Annotated in this window: 19 protein-coding genes; 5 read left to right on the top strand and 14 right to left on the bottom strand. The window is 69.8% G+C overall.

The window, feature by feature from the left end:
- Together LDL49_RS09090 and LDL49_RS09085 are read left to right on the top strand one after the other, a co-directional pair.
- Positions 1-1458 carry a dihydroorotase gene (locus LDL49_RS09090; RefSeq protein ID WP_225290497.1) on the top strand — a complete coding sequence of 486 codons (1458 nt, stop codon included), beginning with the start codon at positions 1-3 and terminating at the stop codon, positions 1456-1458.
- A gap of 11 nt (positions 1459-1469) precedes the next feature.
- Positions 1470-2237: an ABC transporter ATP-binding protein gene (locus LDL49_RS09085; protein ID WP_225290496.1), complete on the top strand. Its 768-nt coding sequence runs from the start codon at positions 1470-1472 to the stop codon at positions 2235-2237.
- Positions 2238-2378: 141 nt separating this feature from the next.
- Here LDL49_RS09085 and LDL49_RS09080 read toward each other — a convergent pair whose 3' ends face one another.
- The 6 genes from LDL49_RS09080 to LDL49_RS09055 form a co-directional block, all read right to left on the bottom strand.
- Positions 2379-2957, bottom strand: a complete 579-nt coding sequence (locus LDL49_RS09080; RefSeq protein WP_225290495.1) for a GTP-binding protein — start codon at positions 2955-2957, stop codon at positions 2379-2381.
- Complete coding sequence (locus LDL49_RS09075) at positions 2938-3339, bottom strand: DUF742 domain-containing protein (RefSeq protein ID WP_225290601.1); 402 nt, start codon at positions 3337-3339, stop codon at positions 2938-2940. Before LDL49_RS09075 ends, LDL49_RS09080 begins: the two co-directional genes overlap by 20 nt.
- A gap of 26 nt (positions 3340-3365) precedes the next feature.
- Positions 3366-3788, bottom strand: a complete 423-nt coding sequence (locus LDL49_RS09070) for a roadblock/LC7 domain-containing protein (protein WP_246650111.1) — start codon at positions 3786-3788, stop codon at positions 3366-3368.
- Positions 3785-7066, bottom strand: coding sequence for a sensor histidine kinase (locus LDL49_RS09065; protein WP_225290494.1), 3282 nt, complete (start codon positions 7064-7066; stop codon positions 3785-3787). Before LDL49_RS09065 ends, LDL49_RS09070 begins: the two co-directional genes overlap by 4 nt.
- 173 nt (positions 7067-7239) lie before the next feature.
- Positions 7240-8637: an aminobutyraldehyde dehydrogenase gene (locus tag LDL49_RS09060; protein WP_225290493.1), complete on the bottom strand. Its 1398-nt coding sequence runs from the start codon at positions 8635-8637 to the stop codon at positions 7240-7242.
- Entirely contained in the window at positions 8630-9985 is a 1356-nt protein-coding gene (locus LDL49_RS09055) for a glycosyltransferase (RefSeq protein WP_225290492.1), read from the bottom strand. The genes LDL49_RS09060 and LDL49_RS09055 overlap by 8 nt, the downstream gene beginning before the upstream one ends.
- 119 nt (positions 9986-10104) lie before the next feature.
- Here LDL49_RS09055 and LDL49_RS09050 point away from each other — a divergent pair, with 119 nt between their 5' ends.
- Positions 10105-10710 carry a TetR/AcrR family transcriptional regulator gene (locus tag LDL49_RS09050; RefSeq protein WP_225290491.1) on the top strand — a complete coding sequence of 202 codons (606 nt, stop codon included), beginning with the start codon at positions 10105-10107 and terminating at the stop codon, positions 10708-10710.
- On the opposite strand, the gene LDL49_RS09045 is transcribed toward LDL49_RS09050, so the two are convergent.
- From LDL49_RS09045 to LDL49_RS09030, 4 genes are read right to left on the bottom strand one after another with little or no spacing between them, the layout of a single operon-like run.
- A complete protein-coding gene (locus tag LDL49_RS09045; RefSeq protein ID WP_225290490.1) occupies positions 10704-11765 on the bottom strand; it encodes an ABC transporter ATP-binding protein in 1062 nt (353 codons plus the stop codon). The genes LDL49_RS09050 and LDL49_RS09045 overlap by 7 nt on opposite strands.
- A complete protein-coding gene (locus LDL49_RS09040; RefSeq protein ID WP_225290489.1) occupies positions 11752-12531 on the bottom strand; it encodes an ABC transporter permease in 780 nt (259 codons plus the stop codon). The genes LDL49_RS09045 and LDL49_RS09040 overlap by 14 nt, the downstream gene beginning before the upstream one ends.
- Complete coding sequence (locus LDL49_RS09035; protein ID WP_225290488.1) at positions 12524-13390, bottom strand: ABC transporter permease; 867 nt, start codon at positions 13388-13390, stop codon at positions 12524-12526. Before LDL49_RS09035 ends, LDL49_RS09040 begins: the two co-directional genes overlap by 8 nt.
- Positions 13391-13414: 24 nt before the next feature.
- Positions 13415-14533 carry a polyamine ABC transporter substrate-binding protein gene (locus LDL49_RS09030; RefSeq protein ID WP_225290487.1) on the bottom strand — a complete coding sequence of 373 codons (1119 nt, stop codon included), beginning with the start codon at positions 14531-14533 and terminating at the stop codon, positions 13415-13417.
- A 169-nt stretch (positions 14534-14702) separates the two neighbouring features.
- Here LDL49_RS09030 and LDL49_RS09025 point away from each other — a divergent pair, with 169 nt between their 5' ends.
- Together LDL49_RS09025 and LDL49_RS09020 are read left to right on the top strand one after the other, a co-directional pair.
- Positions 14703-15866, top strand: a complete 1164-nt coding sequence (locus tag LDL49_RS09025; protein WP_225290486.1) for a hypothetical protein — start codon at positions 14703-14705, stop codon at positions 15864-15866.
- Positions 15863-16855, top strand: coding sequence for an SIS domain-containing protein (locus tag LDL49_RS09020; protein WP_225290485.1), 993 nt, complete (start codon positions 15863-15865; stop codon positions 16853-16855). Before LDL49_RS09025 ends, LDL49_RS09020 begins: the two co-directional genes overlap by 4 nt.
- Positions 16856-16945: 90 nt before the next feature.
- On the opposite strand, the gene LDL49_RS09015 is transcribed toward LDL49_RS09020, so the two are convergent.
- From LDL49_RS09015 to LDL49_RS09000, 4 genes are all read right to left on the bottom strand, one after another.
- Positions 16946-17524, bottom strand: a complete 579-nt coding sequence (locus LDL49_RS09015; protein ID WP_225290484.1) for a GTP-binding protein — start codon at positions 17522-17524, stop codon at positions 16946-16948.
- The gene (locus LDL49_RS09010; RefSeq protein WP_263654832.1) at positions 17505-17819 is read right to left on the bottom strand and encodes a DUF742 domain-containing protein; all 315 of its coding nucleotides are present in this window, start codon (positions 17817-17819) and stop codon (positions 17505-17507) included. The genes LDL49_RS09015 and LDL49_RS09010 overlap by 20 nt, the downstream gene beginning before the upstream one ends.
- A 66-nt stretch (positions 17820-17885) precedes the next feature.
- On the bottom strand, positions 17886-18308 hold the full coding sequence (locus LDL49_RS09005; protein WP_225290600.1) for a roadblock/LC7 domain-containing protein: 423 nt from the start codon (positions 18306-18308) through the stop codon (positions 17886-17888).
- Entirely contained in the window at positions 18308-20821 is a 2514-nt protein-coding gene (locus LDL49_RS09000; protein ID WP_225290482.1) for a sensor histidine kinase, read from the bottom strand. Before LDL49_RS09000 ends, LDL49_RS09005 begins: the two co-directional genes overlap by 1 nt.
- Between the last annotated feature and the right edge of the window lie 24 nt (positions 20822-20845).

The following is a 20845-nucleotide window of genomic DNA, read 5'->3' as shown; positions in this document are numbered from 1 at the left end:
GTGACTGACCTGTTGCTGAAGAACGTGCGTATTGTTACGCACGACCGGGACGAGCCGGTCGTCGCGGACATCGCCGTGACCGGCGGGCGCATCGAGCAGGTCGGGGCCGGCCTGTCCGCCGAGGGCGTCGAGGAGGTGCTCGACGGCGACGGGAAGCTGGCCTTCCCGGGCGTCGTGGACGCCCACCAGCACTGGGGCATCTACAACCCGCTGCCCGAGGACACCGCCTCGGAGAGCATGGCCAGCGCCCAGGGCGGCGTCACCACGGCGCTCTCCTACATGCGGACCGGCCAGTACTACCTCAACAGGGGCGGTTCCTACGCGGAGTTCTTCCCCGAGGTGCGCAGCCAGGCGGAGGGACAGGCCTACATCGACTACGGCTTCCACCTGGCGCCCATGTCGAGCACGCACATCGGCGAGCTGCCCGACCTGGTGGAGAAGTTCGGGGTCTCATCGTTCAAGATCTTCATGTTCTACGGCGGGCACGGGCTGCACGGGCGCTCGGCCGACCAGAGCAAGTTCCTGATGCTGCCCGAGGGCGAGCGCTACGACTACGGGCACTTCGAGTTCGTGATGCGCGGCGTGCAGGAGGCCCGCGAACGCTTCCCGCACCTGGCCGACGAGATCTCATTGTCGCTCCATTGTGAGACCGCCGAGATCATGACCGCCTACACCAAGCTGGTGGAAGAGGCCGGCGACCTCAGCGGCCTGGCCGCCTACAGCGCCTCCCGGCCGCCGCACTCCGAGGGGCTGGCGGTCTTCATCGCCTCCTACCTCGCCCACGAGACCGGCCTGGCCAACATCAACCTGCTCCACCTGTCCTCGCGCAAGGCGCTCGACGCGGCGGTGCGGATGGCCAAGACCTTCCCGCACATCGACTTCCGCCGCGAGGTCACGATCGGGCATCTTCTCGCCGACATCGAGACGGCCAACGGGATCGGCGCGAAGGTCAACCCGCCCATCAGGCCGCGCGAGGACGTCGAGGCGCTGTGGGAGTACGTGCTCGACGGCACCGTCGACTGGGTGGTCAGCGACCATGCCTGCTGCCGGGAGGAGCTCAAGTTCGGCGCTCCGGCCGACGACGTGTTCCTGGCCAAGGCCGGGTTCGGCGGCGCCGAATACCTGCTGCCCGGCCTGATCACCGAGGGCCGCCGCCGCGGCCTGTCCTACGGGCGCATCGCCGCCCTCACCTCCTGGAACCCCGCGCGCAGGTACGGCCTGCGGAGCAAGGGCACCATCGCGCCCGGCTTCGACGCCGACTTCTGCCTGGTCGACACCGGGAGCACGTGGACCGTCCGCGCCGCCGACTCGGAGTCGACGCAGGAGTACACCCCGTTCGAGGGCTTCGAGCTGAGCGCGAAGGTCACCGACACGTTCGTCAGGGGCAACCACGTCCTCGACGCGGGCAAGATCGTGGGCCGTCCAGTGGGCCAGTACATCTCCCGGCCGCTGGGCTGAAAGGAAACCCCTTGCTTGAGATAGACAACCTCACGCACGTCTACGGCGAAGGCCCGACCCGGCATCACGCCATCGACGGCCTGAACCTGAGCGTCGCCGAGGGCGAGCTGCTGTGCATCGTCGGGCCCTCCGGGTGCGGCAAGTCGACGCTCCTGCGCTCCATCGCGGGCCTGATCAAGCCCACGGGCGGAACCATCAAGGTCCAGGGCGAGCTGGTCCGCCAGACGCCCGCCAACCTGGCCGTCGTCTTCCAGGACTACAGCCGGTCGCTGTTCCCGTGGATGTCGGTGGCGGACAACGTCGCGCTGCCGCTGCGCCGCAAGGACATGACCAAGCAGCAGCGCCGCGAGGCGGCGCACGAGGCTCTGGAGTCGGTGGGGCTGGCGGAGGCCGGTCGCAAGTACCCGTTCCAGCTGTCGGGCGGCATGCAGCAGCGGGTGTCGATCGCCCGCGCGCTGGCCTACCGGCCGGCGCTGATGCTCATGGACGAGCCGTTCGGCTCGGTCGACGCGCAGACGCGTGAGGACCTAGAGGACCTCGTGCTGAAGGTACGCGGGCACCACCAGATGACGATCGTGCTCATCACGCACGACATCGACGAGAGCGTGTACGTGGGCGACCGGGTCGTCGTGCTGTCCAAGGCGCCCGCGCACGTCGTGGGCGACCTGAAGGTGGAGCTGCCCAGTCCCCGCGACCAGATCAGCTCCCGCGAGCACCCGGACTTCGTCCATCTGCGCGCCGAGGTGGGGCGTCTGGTGCGCGGCGTGGCCTCCGTCTGAGGGCGTCTCCGTACGACGCGTCCGTCAGAGCACGTCCTCCTGACCGCACGTCCCCATAACTGAACGTCCCCATAACTGAAGGACAGGCCGAACCACCAGTGCCGCCGGGCGTCTCGCCCGGCGGCACTGGTGCAGAGGAAGTCAGGCCGGAGTGTGGGAGTGGCGGGTCAGGGCGTGTTCGACCAGCGTGATCAGCGTGCCCTTCACCGAGTCTCTGACTCGGGCGTCCAGGCGGACGATCGGGATGTGCGGGTTGAGCGACAGCGCCTCCCGGATCTCCTCCTGCTGGTGCTGGAAGTTCCCGTCCCAGCCGTTGATGCCGATGACGAAGGGGAGCTTGGCCTCTTCGAAGTAGTCGATGGCCGGGAAGCTGTCGGCCAGCCGCCGCGTGTCCACCAGCACCACCGCGCCGATCGCACCACGCACCAGGTCGTCCCACATGAACCAGAACCGGTGCTGTCCGGGCGTACCGAACAGGTAAAGGATCAGGTCACGGTCGAGCGAGACCCGGCCGAAGTCCATCGCCACGGTCGTGGTCGTCTTGTTGGGCGTGAGAGAGACGTCGTCGACACCCGCCGACGCGTCCGTCATCACCGCCTCCGTGGTGAGCGGCAGAATCTCCGAGACCGCACCCACGAACGTCGTCTTGCCCACGCCGAAGCCACCGGCCACGACGATCTTCGTCGAGGTGAGGCCGGGGCTAGAGCCTGCGAAGTCCACTGAGCACCCTTTCGAGCAAGTTGAGGTCCGGCTTTCCCGCGTCCAGCGCAGGCTGGTGCACGCGGATCAGGCCCTCCGACGCCATGTCGGCGATCAGCACCCGGACCACCCCAAGAGGCTGCCTTAAAAGGGCGGAGATCTCGGCAACCGACCTGACGTTCCGGGTTAGCTGAATGATCGCCTGATACTCCGGACTCAATAGTGAAATGTCTTTATATTCCGAGGTCACGGAGGACACCAAGGCCTCCATGGCGAACTTCATCCGTGGGGCCGTGCGGCCCCCTGTCACGGCATAGGGCCGGACAAGGGAGCTCGGCTTCTGCGGACGCGGAGCCGACGGATGCGGCGGAGTGCTATCACCAGCCCAACCCTGACCTGACATCATGATCTTCTCCTGTCACCGTCCGACTAGCGCGGGCGGGACGCCTGCAGCTCGGCGCGTACGGCCGGGGTGAGCACCTGGCCCGCCCGCTCCACGAGCAGCGTCATCTGGTACGCGACCAGGCCCATGTCACAATCGGGCGCGGCGAGCACAGCGAGGCAGGAGCCGTCGCTGATGGACATGATCATCAGGAGTCCGCGCTGCATCTCGATGACGGTCTGGGTGACCATACCGCCTTCGAACACACGAGCCGCGCCCTGCGTCAGGCTGATCACACCCGAGGCGACCGCGGCCAGCTGGTCGGCCCGGTCCTTGGGAAAACCCTCGGAGAAAGCCAGCGGCAAGCCGTCGGACGACACCACCACGGTGTGCGCGACTCCAGGCACATTATTGACGAAATCGGTGATCAGCCAGCTGATGCCACGCGCTCCCTGGCTCAGTTCTCTCATTGCTCCTCCTCATTGTCTTCTCCGCGGGTGAACGCGCGGCCTTGCCGTACCCCCTGCTGGAAGCTGGACAGCCGGCTCCGCAATCGATCGGGAGAGATCTGTGGCGCCGGCGACGTCGCCTGCGGCTCGGCCAGGCTGGCCGTACCGGGGACCAGGTTGGCCTTCGGCACGCGCCGTGGCAGGCCGGAGGCCGTCGTGCCGCCCATGGCCGGCTCGGCGGCGGCCTGCGCGGCCTGCCAGCCGGTGTCGGCGGGCGAGGACCACGTCGAGCCCGCGCCGGACTGGCCCGGCACGCGTTGCGGCAGCGCCGGCTTGTCCGACGTCCCGGAGGACGCGGCGACCGGTGGCGGCGCGGCGGCGGCGTGCGCGGGGAGCTGAGCGTAAGGCTGGGCGTAGGGCTGCCCGGCGGGCTGCTGCGGGAGCGGGCCGGCCGGCGGCACGGCCGGGATACCCCCGATCTGCGTCTCCTCCTGCGCGGAGATCTCGGAGTGGTACTCCTGCTCCGGCTTGAACGGCTCGGGCTCCGGCTCCGGCCTGCGGAACCAGTCGGAGCCGACTGAGGAGAAGATCGGCAGGAAGTCGTCGCTCTGCTCCAGCGGCGAGTTGTTGCGCACCGCCGGGAGCGGGCCGGTCAGGTCCTTGGAGGAGTACTCGCCGGGACCGAACGGGTTGAACGCGCCGCGGCCGTTGTGCGTGAACGGCTCGACGGGCGGGATGGGCGAGTCGGCGAACGACGGCCAGCGCTGCTCCTCGAACCCGTACGCCGGCCGCGGCTCGGCGTCGTAGGACGGCTTGGGCAGCTCGACGAACGGCGACCTGGGCGGCAGGTCCTCGGCCGAGCCGAAGGACGGCCAGCGCGTCTCCTCCGCGGGCGAGGGCGGGGGCGGCTCCGTGGCGAAGGACGGCCAGCGCTGCTCGTCCTGCGCCGGGGGCGGCGGCTCGGTGGCGAAGGAGGGCCAGCGCTGCTCGTCCTGACGCGGCGCCTCGTCGGCGAACGACGGCCAGCGCTGCTCGCCCGGGGCGGCGGCCGCGGGCGGCTCCTCCGCGAACGACGGCCAGCGCTGCTCGTCGGGCTGCTGCCTCGGCGGCTGCTCCTCGCCGAACGGCGGCCAGTTGCCGCCGCCGCCCGGCACGGGCAGCGTGCCCGGCCACTGCGTGTCGACCGGCGCGTCGTCACGGATGTCGGGAGTGTCGACCGTGGCCTGCGGCGCGGCGTAGACGCCCGAGCCGTTCGTCGAGGACGGCTCCAGCTGGCTGGGGTCGAAGGTGGTGAAGGCTTCGTACTGGCCGCGCTGCTGGGGCACCGAACCGGCGGCGCCGAGGAGCATGTCGGGCAGCATGACGAGCGCGGCCAGGCCGCCCGCCTCCCGCATCCCGAGCTGGACCCTGATGCCGTGGCGCAGTGCCAGGCGGCCGACCACGAACAGGCCCATGCGGCGCGAGACGGCCACGTCCACCACCGGCGGGTTGGCCAGCCGCCAGTTGGCCTCGGCCAGCTCGTCGGCCGACATACCGATGCCCAGGTCGGTGATCGTCACCTGGATGCCGCCCTCGATGGGCGAGCTGGTGACCTGGACCTTGCTCTCGCGCGGGGAGAAGGAGATGGCGTTCTCGATCAGCTCGGCGAGCAGGTGGACGGCGTCGGTGACGGCGGGGCCGGCGACCTCGATGCCGGACGGGATCTGGATCTGGACCCGTTCGTAGTTCTCGACCTCGGACAGCGAGGCGCGGGCGATGTCGACCAGCGGCACCGGCTCGCTCCACTTGCGGGCGGCCTCCTGGCCGGCGAGGACCAGGAGGTTCTCGCTGTTGCGGCGCATGCGGGTGGCGAGGTGGTCCAGCCGGAACAGGTTCGCCAGCCGGTTCTCGTCCTCCTCGCCCTGCTCCAGGCCCTCGATGAGCTGCAGCTGCCGCTCGACGAGCGTCTGGCTGCGCCGGGAGAGGTTGACGAACATCGAGTTGACGTTGGCGCGCAGCTTGGCCTCGTCGCCGGCCAGCCTGATCGCCTCGCGGTGGACCTCGTCGAAGGCCCGGGCCACTTCCCCGATCTCGTCGCGGGTGTTGACGCCGACGGAGGGCACGTCGGGCACCTCGGCGCTGTCCCCGGACTCGCGCAGCAGGCGGACCGTCTCGGGCAGCCGGGTGGTGGCCACCTGGAGCGCCTCGGCGCGCAGCCGGCGCAGCGGGCGGACCAGCGAACCGGCCACCCGGGTGGTGATCACCAGGACGAGGAGCAGCAGGACCAGGATGGTCGCGCCGGAGATGATGGCGTTGCGCTGCTCGGTGTCGCTCAGGTCGCGGGTGGTGGCCACGATCCTGGTGGTCAGGCCGTCCTCGACCTTGCGCATGGCGTTGGCGGACAGCGAGGTGCTCTCGTACCAGAGCTGGAGGTCACGGCGAGTCGTGATGTCCAGGTCCCTGATGGTCTTGTACTCGCGCAGCTGGGCCAGTGCCCGCTGGCGCATCGCGTCCGCGCGGTCGATCTGCGGGCCGCGCACGCCCTTCTTGTACGCCTGGAGGTCCTGAGGGGCGGCTTCCTGCTCGAAGGCGGCCAGCTCCTGCTGCTGGCTGTTCCAGGAGCCGAGGAAGTCGGACAGGTCGTCATAGTCCAGCCGACGCTCGATCAGCGCCACGACGAGGATGCCCTGCTGGCGCAGCACCTGCTCCCTGGTCTCGTCCAGAGCGGTCAGCGCGGCCACGTCGCCCTGGAGGGCGTCGTCGCTGATGCCGTCGCCCAGGTCGGCCTGGAGTCGCTCGAGGACCTCGATCAGGGAGGAATAGGTACGGATGGCGGCTCGGGGCGGCACGCTCGCCTCGCCCGCGATCGACCTGCGCAGGCCGTCGAGGCCGGTCAGCCACCGGCGGATCTCGTCGACCTCCTCGATGACGCGGGTGGTGTGGGTGGCGTCGATGGAGGTGGTGGCGGCGAGCACGCGCTGCTTGGCCGCGTCGGTCGCCTCGCGCTGGGTCTTGAGCTGGCTCAGGCGGATGGGACGCCGGCGGTCGGCCATGTACCACGCGGTGAGCGTGCGTTCCTTGGCGACCTCGTGCGACAGCGCGGAGGCGCGCTGGACCAGCTCGGCGACCTGGGTCAGCCGGCGGTACTCGGCGCTGGTGCCGATGGCGTTCGCGAGCTGGACGCCGGCGAGGAGCACACCCACGATCGTGGGGATGAGGATCAGCGCCACCAGCCTGGAGCGCACGCGCCAGTTCGCCAGCCGGAACCGTCCGCCTGTGTACTCCCCGGACCTGGTGTGCCTGGGGTTATCCGTCCTCACTGACTCTCGCAACCTCTCGCCGTTACGTGCTCGAAAATCTGACACGCTTGGGGCGCATGGGATTTCTGCGGGCTGGGTAATTGGAACACAACCCGTACCAGACGGCCAACCGTACATATCCCATCAAATGCGACCAAACGTGCCCACAAGGTCGCATTTCGCCGCGCGCGTTTTCAGGCGGGCCGGAAGGAGTCTCGCTCCACCGGCGCCGCGTGCTTGACCATCAGGTGACGGGTCACCGAATACTCCTGCACCGCCTCCTGGCTCATGTCCTTGCCGAACCCACTGCCCTTGACCCCGCCATGCGGGGCCTCGCTGGCTATCGGCAGGTGGTCGTTGATCCAGGTCACACCCACGTCGAGGCGGTGCGAGACCCGCATCGCCCTGGCGACGTCGCGTGACCACACGGACGAGGCCAGACCGTAGCGCGTGTCGTTGGCCAGCATGACCGCCTCGTCCTCGGTGTCGAACGGCAGGACCACGAGGACGGGACCGAATAGCTCTCCCTGGACGATATCGCTGTTCTGTGACACTTCGTTAACAAGTGTCGGAAGGTAATAGAAGCCGGGTCCGTCGACCGGCGCGCCCCCGTGCACGACGCGCCCGCCGGAGCCGGAGACGAAGCCGTGCACCCGGTCGCGGTGGGCCGCCGAGATCAGCGGGCCGACGTCGGTGGCGGGGTCCCACGGGTCGCCCACGGTGATGCCGGCGAGTGTCTGCCTGATGGCCTCCACCGCGTCGTCGTACACCGGCCGGGCCACGTAGACGCGGGTGGCGGCGGTGCAGTCCTGGCCGGTGTTGTACGTGGCGCCCATGGCCACGCCGCGGGCCGTCTCCTCAAGGTCGGCGTCCTCGAAGACCAGCGCAGGCGCCTTGCCGCCGAGTTCCAGGTGCACCCGCTTGAGCGTCTTGGCAGCGCCGCTCATGACGGCTCGGCCGGTCTCCGTCGAGCCGGTGACGCTGACCATGTCCACGCCCGGATCGGTGACCAGCGCCTCCCCCACCTCGGCGTCGCCGGTGACCACTCGCACCAGACCGGCCGGCGCGCCCGCCTGGGCGAACAGCTCGGCCAGGCGCAGCGTGGTGCGGGGCGTCTGCGGGGCGGGCTTGATGACCACCGCGTTGCCCGCGGCGACGGCCGGGCCGAGCTTCCACACGGCCATCACGAACGGGAAGTTCCACGGCGCGATCGAGCCCACTACGCCGACCGGGCGGCGCAGCATGACCGAGGTGTAGCCGCGGCTGAACACCCCGGCGCCCGACCCGTCGAGCGAGCGCGCGGCCCCGGCGAAGAAGCGCAGGTTGTCGGCCGCGAACGGCAGCTCGCCGTCCCTGAAGACCGCAGCGGGCTTGCCCGTCTCCTCGACCTCCAGCCGGGTCAGCTCCTCGGCGTCGGCCTCGACCAGGTCGGCCAGCCGCAGCAGCACCCGGGCCCGTTCGGCCGGGGTGGCCTGCGACCACTCCTCGAAGGCGGCGCGCGCCGTCCCCACGGCCCGCGTCACGTCTTCGACGGGAGTGTCGGCGATCTTGTCGAAGACGAGCCCCGTCGCGGGGTTGATCAGCTCACGCATCGGACCGCTGCCCCAGCTCCTCGATGAGGTCCGCGGCCTTGCGCAGCCCGTCGAGGCCGCGGATCCGCTCACCCTCGGCGGCCAGCCGGGCGCGCAGCTGCTCGTCGCCGAGCAGGCGGTCGAGGGCGCCCGTCAGCTCCTCGTCGGTGAAGGCGTAGGTCGACAGCCGCACGCCGTAGCCGAGCTCGTCCACGCGCTGGGCGTTGTCGTACTGGTCCCAGAACAGCGGCAGCAGGATCATCGGCTTGCCGAAGTGCAGCGCCTCGGTGGTGGTGTTGTTGCCGCCGTGGGTGATGACCAGGTCGCAGAGCGGGATGATCTTCGTCTGCGGCAGGAACTCGGCGCCCCACATGTTGTCGGCCAGCTTGATCTCCTCGTGCAGCGGGCCCTTGGAGACGATGAACTGGTGCGGGGTGGTGGCCAGCACGTCGACCACCCGCTGCATCAGCTCCACGTCGGAGGAGCCGAGCGAGCCGAGCGAGAAGTAGACCAGCGCGCCGGCGTGCTTATGGTCGCGCCCGCTTCGCTCCTCGTTGGCTCCTCCGTCGCTCTCTCGTCGCGAGCTCCTGCGCTCGGTGCGCTGGAAGGGCAGCTCGAAGTCCCCATCGGTCTCGCGCACCGAGGAGTCGAGGCGGTGCCAGGTGGGGCCGAGCGGGCGGGCGTCGGTGTAGTCGAGGATCTCCGGGAACACGTAGAGGTTCAGGTCGCCCTCATGGATGAAGTCGAGGTCGGGCAGCGGCTCGGTGCCCTGCTCGACGCACCACGCGTTGAAGGCGCTCCAGATCTCGCGATGCGTTCGGTCGTACTCGGCGCGGAAGGCGTCCCACTCCCCGCGGTGGTCGGCGGGCAGACCCGAGAACACCGGGGCGACGTCGTCGCCGCGCACCTCCAGCGGGTTGCAGGACACGATGCGGACGAACTTCTTGCCGGCCGTGAGCAGCGCGGGGAAAGTGATGACGTTGTCCTCGACGATGACGTCCGGCTGGACCCGCTCGATGATCGCCTTGAGCTGCGGCTCGCAGTACTTGACGCCGTCGATGAGGGAGTCCCAGATGGGCTTGGTCACCGTTTCGAGCTGCTCCAGCGTGCTCTTGCGGTATTCCGGGGCGGTCTCGCGGATGAAGTCCTTCCAGAACTGCCCCGCGTCCTGCTCCTCGTCGCCCTCGGCCGGAGGCGCCAGGTCGACGAGGTCCTCCTCGAAGCCGAGCGCTTCGAGCTTGCCCTTCCACGAGGCCTCGGCGGCGAAGACGACGCGGTGACCGCGGCGACGGAGAATGTCGCCGATGCCGATGCTGTTGTTCGTGGGCCCGTAGGCGCTTTCCGGCATGAACAGGATGGTGAGGGACATCACGCGCTCCGAGGTGGCATCAATTTGAAGGGGAATTCAAATACTCATCTAGCGGGCCGGTCAACTTCAAGGCACTATGGTCACGGCTTCCTGAACGGCAGACGAACAAGGCGGTGAGTGTGACCCAGCGAAAGAGCCGTAGCGACCGGCGCATCGACCTGATCGAGGCGGCCCGGCGGGCCATCATCCGTCACGGCATCGACCGCGTCCAGCTCTCGCACGTGGCCGAGGAGGCGGGGCTTACCTCGGGCGCCGTGCTGTATCACTATCCCGACCTCAGCGAGCTGCTGGTCGAGGCGCAGCACGCCGGGATGGAGCGGTTCTACGAGCAGCGGATGCGCCAGCTCGCGGCGCTCACCGACCCGGCGGAGAAGCTGGTCATGACGATCAGGTCGGGGCTGCCGACCGGTCCGCTCGACCCCGACGTCCGGCTGCTCAACGAGCTGGGCGGGGCGGCGGGGCGCAGCCGGGTCTACGGCGTGCTGCTCACCTCGCTCTACGACCGGCAGGTGTCGATGTACCAGTCGATCCTGGACACGGGGGCCGCGCTGGGCGTCTTCACGCTGAGCTCCGACTCGCTGACGATCTCGCGCAACCTGGTGGCCCTGGAGGACGCCTACGGCTACCGGATCACCGCCCGGCACCCGGTGATAGGTCCACAGGAGGCGGCCGAGCTGATCCTCTCCTACGCGCGCACGGCGACGGGCCACGGCCTGGCTCATTGAGCCGTTCCCTGGCCCGCCGGGATGATGACGGCGTCATCGTGCCGCCAGTGCAGCTTGACCTTGGCGCCCTGGCGCACGGCGCTGGCGCCCTGCACGGCCACCAGGACCGGCTTGGCGCGGCCGGGCAGGTCGACCGAGATGTGGGAGACGCCGCCGTAGAAGCTGACGTCGAGCACGGTGCCCTGGAGGCCGTGCTCGGCCGTCTCCTCGCGTAGCTCGATCTTCTCGGGGCGGACGCCCAGGAGCGCCTTGGCGCCGGCTGCCAGCTCCTCCAGCGGGGTGCCGGGCAGCAGGCCGAAGTCGTCGGTCCTGAGAGCCTCTGCCTCGCCGGCCGTACCCTCGAACAGGTTGTTGGCGCCGACGAAGTCGGCGACGAAGGGGGTGCGGGGCCGCTCGTAGAGCTCGACGGGCTGGTCCACCTGGCGCACGCCGCCGCGCTCGAAGACCGCGATGCGGTCGGCCAGCGACATGGCCTCCTCCTGGTCGTGGGTGACGACCACGAAGGTGATGCCGACCTCGTGCTGCAGCCGCTTGAGCTCCAGCTGCATGTCGGCGCGGACCTTCTTGTCCAGCGCGGAGAGCGGCTCGTCGAGCAGGAGCAGGCGCGGGCGCTTGACGATGGAGCGGGCGAGCGCGACGCGCTGGCGCTGGCCGCCGGAGAGCTGGGCGGGCTTGCGGCCGCCGAGCTCCGACAGGCCGACGGTCTCCAGCACCTCGGCGACGCGCTGCTTGATCTCCTGGCGCGGCAGCTTCTCGCGCTCCAGGCCGTAGGCCACGTTCTTGGCCACGGTCATGTGCGGGAACAGCGCGTACGACTGGAACATCAGGCTGATCGGCCGCCGGTTCGGCTGCTTGCCGAGCAGGTCCTCGCCGTCCAGCGTCACCGTGCCGCCGTCGGGCGTCTCGAACCCGGCCAGGATGCGCAGCAGCGTGGTCTTGCCGCAGCCGGAGGGGCCCAGCAGGGCGAAGAACTCACCCTGGCGGATCTCCAAGGAGACCCCGTCGAGCGCGGTGACCTCACCGAACCGCCGGGTGATCCCGTCAATCTTCAGCACGTGATTCCCCGATCTTGGTCATGCGCTGGCCCACGATCACCGCGGTGAAGCTCACCAGGAGCAGGATCGCGGCCAGCGCGTTGATCTTCGGGGTCACCCCGAAACGGATCATCGAATAGATGACGATCGGCAGCGTCTGCTCGTTGTTGCCGATCGTGAAGAAGGCGATCACGAACTCGTCCAGCGACAGCGTGAAGGCCAGCAGCGCGCCCGCGATGATGCCCGGCGTGAGCTGCGGCAGCGTCACCTTCATGAACGTGACGACCGGGCCGGCCCCGAGGTCGCGCGAGGCCTCCTCCAGCGAGGTGTCGGCGTTCGACAGCCTGGTACGCACCACCGCGGCGACGAACGCCATCGAGAAGACGCCGTGCGCGAGGATCACCGAGTAGAGCCCCAGCGTGAGCTGGATCATCCCGTAGAAGACCAGCAGCCCGATGGCCAGCACCAGGTCGGGCAGCACGGCGGGCATCAGGGCGAGCGCGTCGAGCGTCTTCGAGCGGGTGTACCTGGCCAGGCCGACGGCCAGCAGCGTGCCGAGCACGGTCGCGACGACGGTCGAGCCCGCGGCCACGATGAGCGTGTTGACCACGCCGTCCCTGATGCGCTCGTCCTGGGCCAGCTCGCCGTACCACTTGAGGCTGAAGCCCTCATAGGTGTAGGCCGACCTGCCGGAGTTGAACGACATCACGACGAGCACGACGATCGGCGCATACAGGAAGACGTACGTCGCCCAGAACGGAACGTGCAACCACTTCGACCTACGCACGACGGGCCACCCACGACTGCGCGATCAGCAGCACCACCAGGACCGCCACGAGGGCCAGCGTCAGCGCGGAGCCGAAGGGCCAGTCGCGCGCCTGCAGGAACTCGGTGCGGATCAGGTTGCCCACCATGACCGACTTGCCGCCGCCGAGCATCTCGGGGATGACGAAGTTGCCGAAGCTGGGCACGAACACGAACAGGCACCCGGTCAGCACGCCCGGCACCGTCAGCGGCAGCGTCACCTTGCGGAAGGTGCTGAACGCCGAGGCGCCCAGGTTCGCCGACGCCTCGCGAAGTTGCGGGTCGAGCCGCTCGATCGCCGCGTAGAGCGGCAGCACCATCAGCGGCAGGTAGGAGTAGAGCAGCCCGAGGATGATGGCGCCCTGGTTGTAGAGCAGCTCGTACGGCCCCAGCCCGAGCGCCTTCAACCCCGAGTTCAGCAGGCCGGGACCGTTGAGCAGAATGATCCAGGCGTAGACGCGGATGATGAAATTCGTCCAGAACGGCAGCACGACGGCGACCAGCGCGACCGTCTTCCACTTGCGCGGCAGCTGCGCGATCAAATAAGCCGTCGGGTAGCCGAGCAGCAGCGCGAGCAGCGTCGTGAGCCCCGCGATCTTCAGGGACGTGCCCACCACGCTGAGGTAGAGGGGATCGATCAGGCGGCTGAAGTTCTCGCCGGTGACCTCGTAGACGACCCCGCCGAACCGGCCGCGCTGGAAGAGCGTGTAGCTCAGCACCAGCACCAGCGGCACCAGCAGGAGCACGACCAGGTACGTCAGGCCGGGTGACAGGAAAACGAACGCACCCAGCCGGCGTCCCCTCGAAGGGGACACCGGCCGGGCTTGAGCTTCTGACTTCATGCGTGTTCTGACTTCATCCCGCGGCTACGACTGCGCCTTGATCTCGGTCGCCAGGCGCGTGTACTTCACCGACGCCTGGCCCAGGTCGATGAGCGATTCGCCGTTGAGCAGCTCGGCCGGCTTGATGTCGAGCAGCGAGCCCTTGGCGATGTCCACCTTGTCCATGGCGGCCTTGTTGGGCACCTTGTAGTTGATGTTCACGGCGGCCCAGCTGTGGATCTCGGGGTCGAGGATGTAGTTGATCAGGGCGTGCGCCGCCTCCTTGTTCTTGGAGGACTTCATGATCACCATGGTGTCCACCCAGAGGTCGCTGCCCTCCTTCGGCACCGCGAACTTGATGTTCTGCTTCTCGTCCGTGGTCGGGCACCAGCCGTCCCACGCCTCGACCATCACCGCTTCGCCGGACTTCAGCTTGTCGCCGAAGGTCGTGTCGTCGTAGCCGAGCAAGTGCGGCTTGGCCGCGACCAGGAGCTCCTTGGCCTTGGCGATCTCGGCGTCCTTGTCGGTGTTGACCGAGTAGCCGAGCGCCTTGAGCGCGGGCAGGGCCAGCCAGCGCTCGGTGGTCATCATGGTGACCTTCTTGTCGGCCCAGGACGGCGGCTGCAGGAGGTCCTTCCAGCTCGTCGGCGGCGTCTTCACCAGGTCGCTGCGGTAGCAGATGCCGGTCGTACCCCAGGTGTAGGGCACCGAGTACTTGTTGCCCTTGTCGTAGGACAGCTGGGTGGCCTCGGGGTAGAGGTTCGACAGGTTCGGGATCAGCTCGGGGTGGATCGGCTCCAGCAGGCCCTGCTCGTTGAGCGCCTGGGCGTACTGTCCGGACACGAACGCCACGTCGATGCCGGTGTCGCCACCGGCGGTCAACTTGGTCATGGCGGTCTCGTTGGTGTCGTGGATCCCGATCTTCAGCGGGAACTTGAGCTTGTCCTTGACCTTCTGCGGCAGCTCCTTGGGCGTGTACCCGTCCCACACCGTCACGTTGACCGACTGCTTCGACAGGTCGGCGTTCGGGTTGAGCTGGTCGGCTGTCGCCGCCGGCGCCGCACCTGCGTTGGTCGACTCACCGCCGCACGCCGCGGCGGCGAGCGCGAGGCCGGCCACCGCTATGGCGGCCGGAAGACGACGGGTGAACCGGGTTCGGAACACGGCCGCTACTCCTTCAAGGTTCCGGTGGATGAGGGGTCGCGCGACCAACCGGGCACGGCAGACCAGACGAGGAGTGTTGCAGCAGAAATCAACATGAGCAAGACTTTTGCGGACACTGTTACCTGGATGTTTGGTATTCCTGTTGAACATGAATTCAATTTGGAGGCGGTTGCTCTCTCTCGGTGAGAAGCCCCTCACATCACGGGATCGCGGCGTCTCCGCCGCGCTCGTGACGGCGCTGGGGGGCGGGGGTGACGTGCCGCCGCCGTTCGCGGTCCGCCGCTTCTCCGCGCTGCCCAGCCTCTCGTACGAGGCTGGGGATCTCGACACCGGGGTGCCGGTCGAACGGGATTTCGGCGCGCACGTCGACCAGACGAACTACTCGGTGGTCGTGGCCGATCGGGTGGTCGTCAAGTGGCTGACGCCGCCGGCGGCGCTGCCGCATCCCGCTCCCGACCTGCTCGCCCATCTGGCCGGGGCCGGATTCCGGGACACGGCTCCGCCGTACACCGCTCTGACCCGGGTGGACGGGGCGGGCGAGACGCTGCTCGCGCTGGTCACGGGCTACCTGCCGGAGGCCAGGGACGGTTGGGAGTGGTGCGCCGACGAGGCCGCGTCGGGCCGCACCGCCTTCGCTGAAGCCCTCGGCCGCCTGGCCGCCGACCTCCACCTGGCGCTCTCCACTTTCCCACCTCCCTCCATCGCGCCCACTCCCCCAGCCGTTACACCGAGTTTCGGTCCCGCGGAAAGAGCCGAGCAGGCGCTCGCCGAGGCCCTCGCCCTGACGGACGGCGAAGACGGCGCGTGGCTGGCCGGCCGGGCCGGCGCCCTCAGAGCCGAGCTGGCCCCGCTGACCAGGCCGATCACCACGCCGCTGATCCGCATTCACGGAGATCTGCACGTCGGCCAGATCCTGCGGTGGCGCGACGGTTACGCCGTGATCGACTTCGACGGCAACCCCACCGTCACGGAGGCCGCGCCGTACCAACCGGCCGCCAGGGACCTCGCCCAGCTCGCCACCAGCCTGGAGCACGTCGCCCAGGTGGCGATCAAGCGCCGTGGCACCCCACCGCGCCAGGCACTCGACTGGGCCGGCGAGGCCCGCGAGATCCTGCTGGCCGCCTACCGGAACCGGCTGGCCGAGCGCGGGCGGCCGGACCTCCTGGACGACTCGCTGCTCCGCCCGTTCGAGATCGAGCAGGAGTGCCGGGAGCTGGTCTACGCCGCCCGCCACCTGCCCCGCTGGCGCTACGCCCCGATGGGCGTCCTGCGCGCCCGCTACCCCCTGAACCCTGAGCCGGGCCAGGCAGATACTTCCGAGGAGACCCCGTGAATTCCGAGCTCTATCTGGCCGACCTGGAGGCCAAGCCCGCGGCCCTCGCCACCCTCGCGGACGCGCTGGCGGCGGGCGGCCTGTTCGAGGGGCTGCCGGCCGATGTCCGGCGGGTGCTGTTCCTCGGCATGGGCAGCTCCCGCTACGCCGCCGGGGTGGCCGCGCTCCGCCTGCGCGCGGCGGGCATCGACGCCTACGCCGACTACGCCTCCGCCGCCGCGTCGTACCCCGCGGGGCCGGAGACGCTCGTGGTGCCCATCTCGGCGACGGGTACCAGCCGCGAGACGCTCGACGCGGTGGCCCGCTACGCGGGCGGCCCGTCGTTCGTCGCGGCGCTCACCAACCATCCCGGCTCGGCTCTCGCGCAGGCGGCCGACCTGGTCGTCCCCATGCACGCGGGCGAGGAGCGGGGCGGGGTGTCCTGCCGTACGTTCCAGCACACGCTCGCCCTGCTGCTCGCGCTGGAAGCCCACCTCACGGGCGACGGGCGCGACCTGGCCGGCCTCGTACGACGCGGCGCCGAGGCGTCGGCCGACCTCCTCGACCGCAGGGAGGAGTGGCTGCCCCTGACGCTGGAGCTGCTGGACGGCCCGGACGGCGTCTACACCATCGCGCCCGTGGAGCGCCTGTCGTCGGCGGAGCAGTCGGCGCTGATGTTCCGCGAGGGTCCGCGCCGGCCGGCCGACGCCTGTGAGACGGGCGACTGGGCCCACGTGGACGTCTACCTCACCAAGACCCTCGACTACCGCGCGCTGCTCTTCCGCGGCTCCGGCTACGAGGACCAGGCCATGGACTGGGTGCGGCAGCGCGGCTCGACGGTCGTGACGGTCGGCGGGGATCTCGTCGGCGGCGATCTCCTCGACGGGGATCTCAGGGACGCCACGGCCGCCATCCGCTACACGCACGACGGCGACGCCGACGTGGCGCTGCTCACGGAGACGCTGGTGGCGGAGCTGGTCGCCGCCCACTGGTGGTCGGCCGTGTCCTGAGGGCGCGCCCAGAAGCGCGGGCGAGGCCGGGCCGTCTTCGGAGGAGGCCATCAGCGCGTACCAGAGGCCGTCAGCGCGCACCAAAGGCCGTCAGCGCGCACCATGCGCGGCGCGGGCGGCCAGCGCGTGCTCGACCAGCGTGATGAGCGAGTCCTTGACCGCCTCGCGCACCCGCGCGTCGGTGCGCACGATCGGGATGTGCGGCGAGAGCGTGAGCGCCTCCCTGACCTCGCTCTCCACGTGCGCGAACCGCCCGTCCCACCCGTTGAGCCCGACGACGAACGGCAACCCGGCGTCCTCGAAGTAGTCGATCGCGGGGAAGCTGTCGGCCAGCCGCCGGGAGTCCACCAGGACCACGGCCCCGATCGCCCCCCGCACGAGGTCGTCCCACATGAACCAGAACCGGTGCTGCCCGGGCGTCCCGAACAGGTAGAGGATCAGATCACGGTCGAGCGACACGCGCCCGAAGTCCATGGCCACGGTGGTGGTCGTCTTGCCCGGCGTGTGCGCGAGGTCGTCGATGCCCGCCGAGGCGTCCGTCATCACCGCCTCCGTCGTCAGCGGCATGATCTCCGACACCGCGCCGACGAAGGTGGTCTTGCCCACGCCGAACCCACCCGCGACGACGATCTTCGTCGAGGTGAGCCCGCTAGAGCCTGCGAAGTCCACTGAGCACCCTTTCGAGCAGGCCCTTGTCAGGGATGCCCGCCTCGAGCTGCGGCTGGTAGACGCGCACCAGCCCTTCCGCCTCCATATCGGCGATCAGCACCCGCGCCACGCCGAGCGGGATCCGCAGCAGGGCCGACACCTCGGCCACCGAGCGGATCTGCCGGCACAGCTCGCTGATCGCCCGGTATTCCCGGGTGTACGCCATACCGAGCCGCATCGACGTCGACGAGGAGACGAGCGCCTCCATGGCCAGGGCACCGCGTGGGGCGGTCCGGCCGCCCGTGACGGCGTACATCCGGACCAACGAGCTGCGCTCGGGCTCCGGTTCGCGGTCATGCCACGCTGCCAACGTCCACTCCCATCACCAGGTACGCGCGGCCGAGAGTTCCGCGCGGACGGCGGGCGTGAGCACTTGCCCCGCGCGCTCGACCAGAATCGTCATCTGGTAGGCCACCAGGCCCATGTCGCAATCGGGTGCAGCCAGCACCGCCAGGCACGAACCGTCGCTGATGGCCATCGCCAGGAGCAGTCCGCGGTCCATTTCGATGAGGGTCTGGGTGACTCCGCCGCCTTCGAAGACGCGCGCGGCGCCCTGGGTGAGGCTGATCAGCCCCGCCGCGATGGCCGCGAGCTGGTCGGCGCGGTCCTGGGGGAATCCCCGCGAGATGGCCACCGGCAGCCCGTCGGCGGAGACCACCACGGTGTGGGCGACGCCGGGCACCTGCTCCACGAACCCGCTGACCAGCCAGTTCAGGTCTCTGGCCGCCTGGCTCAGGTTCTTCATCATGATTCCTCCTCTAACTCTTCGCGGCCCTTGCGCACGCCCTGCTGGTAGCTGGCGAGCCTGCTGCGCAACCGGTCGGGCGAGACCGGAGGCGCCTGCACGGCCGTCGGCGGGGGCGCGGCGGAGCCGGGCACGAGGTTGGCCTTCGGCGTCCGCTTGGGCAATCCGGAGGTGGTCGTCCCGCTCTGGGCGGGTTCGCCGATCGCTCCCGCCGCCTGCCATCCGCTGTCGGCCGGCGAGGTCCAGGCGGGGTCGCGCTGGCCCGACGTCGACATCGGCGTCGCCTTGGTGAACCAGCTCGACTCGAAGGACTCGAAAGACTCGACGGAGGGGTAGCTCGACGGGAACTCGTTCTCCGCCCGCGACCGTGGGGAGGCCAGGTCGGGCATCGGCACCTCCACCGAGTGCGTGTGCTGTGAGCTGAACCACGACGCCGAATCGAGCGGCTGGTCGAACGCGGGGTCGTACGACGGGTGGCCGAGACCGGGCATCGCCGGTGTGGCCTGCATCGGCACCTGGATGAACGGCGGCTCCGGGGGCGCCACCGGCCCGGGGACCGAGGTGAGCAGCATCTCGGGGATCAGCACCATGGCGGTCAGGCCGCCGGTGTCCTGGGGGCGCAGCTGCACCCTGATGCTGTGCCGCAGCGCGAGCCGGCCGACCACGAACAGGCCCATCCGCCGGGAGACCGAGACGTCGACCACCGGCGGGTTGGCCAGCCGCCAGTTGGCCTGGGCCAGCTCCTCCGGGCTCATGCCGATGCCGTGGTCGGTGACCGAGACCATCAGCCCGCCGCCGTCGATGTGGCTGCTGGAGATGATGACCTTGGTGTCGCGCGGGGAGAACGAGACCGCGTTCTCGACCAGCTCGGCGAGCAGGTGCACGACGTCGCTGACCGCCTGGCCGGCGATGGCGGCCGCCGACTGCACCTGGACGCTGACCCGGTCGTAGCTCTCGACCTCGCCGAGCGAGGCGCGGACGACGTCCATCAGCTCGACGGCCTCGCTCCACTTGCGCGCCGCCTCCTGGCCGGCCAGGACCAGCAGGTTCTCGCTGTTGCGGCGCATGCGGGTGGCCAGGTGGTCGAGCAGGAACAGGTCGCCGAGCCGGGTGTCGTCGCGCTCGCCGCGCTCCAGCCGCTCGATCAGCGTCAGCTGCCGCTCGACCAGGGTCTGGCTGCGCCGCGACAGGTTGACGAACATCGCGTTGACGTTCGAGCGCAGCCGCGCCTCGTCGCCGGCCAGCCGTACGGCCTCGCGGTGCACCTCGTCGAAGGCCCGCGCGACCTCGCCCACCTCGTCCTTGGAGAAGATGCCGATCGGCGGCACCTCGGCGTTGAGCGCGCCGTCGCGCGACTCGCGCAGGTGCTGGACGAACTCCGGCAGCCGCCGGCCGGCGATCTCCAGCGCCTCGCCGCGCAGCCGGCGCAGCGGGCGGACCAGCGATCTGGCCACCCCTGTGGTGATCAGCAGGACGGCGACGAGCAGCGCGAGCACGGCGCAGGCGATGACGAGGGCGCGCTGCCGCTCGGCCGCGCTCAGCGCCTCGCTGCGGGTCAGGATGCCGGCGGCCTGGCGCTGCTCGACCTTGCGGAAGGAGTCGACGACGACGTTGCCCGCGTCGTACCACTCCTTGGCGTCGTCTCCGCGGCCGGCCTGGTCGAGCCCGCGCAGCGGCAGGCCGGCCGTGGCCCGGATCAGCACCAGCTCGCGCAGGAACAGCATGCGGTCGGCGGGCCTGCCGTTGACGGTCTCGTCGAAGAAGCGGCGCTCCTCGGCGGTGGCCTCGTCGCCGAAGCTCTTGCGCTCGTTGCGCTCGCGCGACAGCTCGCCGAGGAAGCGCTTGAGCTGTTCCTGGTCGAGGCTCCCCTCGACCAGGCCGGTGGTGACCAACGCCTGCTGGAGCGAGACGCTCTCCTTGGCCTGGGCCAGCGAGTCGAGCATGCGGGTCTGCCGGAACAGCTCGTCGTCCTGGCTGCCCTTGATCAGCTCGTTGTGCACCGACAGCAGCTCGTTGATCACCGTGGTGTAGAGCTCGACGCAGGCACCGGGCAGCAGCTCGGCTTCGAGCGCCTGCTCGCGCAGGCCGGCCAGGTCCTTCAGGCGGCTCAGCATGTTCTCGATCTGGTCGGCGGTACGGCCGGTGACGTCGCCCACCAGCTGCTCGGCGCTGGCCCGTACCTCATTGGTGGACTCGTCCACCTGGTCCATCTGGTTGCGCACGGCGGCCAGCCCCGTCACGGGCCGGCCCCTGGCGATGAACCACGAGGTCCTGGCGCGCTCGCCGGCGACCAGGTGGGTGAGCGCGCCGACCTGCTGGGACAGCTGCGCCAGCCGGTTGGTACGGGTGTAGTCACCGGCGGCCCCTATCGAGGCGAACACCTGGAAGCCGCCGAGCAGGACGGCGGCGGCGGTCGGGATGGCGATGAGGGCGACCAGCCGCGCCCGGACGCGCCAGTTGCGCAGACGCCAGTTCGCCTCGTCCGCCTGCCGTTCACCCAACTGAGTACTCACCGAACGCAACCTCTCGCCCGAATC

Source organism: Nonomuraea aurantiaca (assembly GCF_020215705.1).
GTDB classification, from domain to species: Bacteria; Actinomycetota; Actinomycetes; order Streptosporangiales; family Streptosporangiaceae; genus Nonomuraea; species Nonomuraea aurantiaca.
Note: the sequence above shows the minus strand (reverse complement) of the source record. Positions and strands in the feature narration are given on the sequence as shown.

What these genes read in the sequence shown, in the direction of transcription:
- LDL49_RS09075 (WP_225290601.1), bottom strand. Translation starts at nt 3,339, where the DNA reads ATGTCAGGTCAGGGTTGGGCTGGTGATAGCACTCCGCCGCATCCGTCG.
- LDL49_RS09070 (WP_246650111.1), bottom strand. Translation starts at nt 3,788, where the DNA reads ATGAGAGAACTGAGCCAGGGAGCGCGTGGCATCAGCTGGCTGATCACC.
- LDL49_RS09060 (WP_225290493.1), bottom strand. Translation starts at nt 8,637, where the DNA reads ATGCGTGAGCTGATCAACCCCGCGACGGGGCTCGTCTTCGACAAGATC.
- LDL49_RS09055 (WP_225290492.1), bottom strand. Translation starts at nt 9,985, where the DNA reads ATGTCCCTCACCATCCTGTTCATGCCGGAAAGCGCCTACGGGCCCACG.
- LDL49_RS09035 (WP_225290488.1), bottom strand. Translation starts at nt 13,390, where the DNA reads ATGAAGTCAGAAGCTCAAGCCCGGCCGGTGTCCCCTTCGAGGGGACGC.
- LDL49_RS09010 (WP_263654832.1), bottom strand. Translation starts at nt 17,819, where the DNA reads ATGTACGCCGTCACGGGCGGCCGGACCGCCCCACGCGGTGCCCTGGCC.
- LDL49_RS09005 (WP_225290600.1), bottom strand. Translation starts at nt 18,308, where the DNA reads ATGAAGAACCTGAGCCAGGCGGCCAGAGACCTGAACTGGCTGGTCAGC.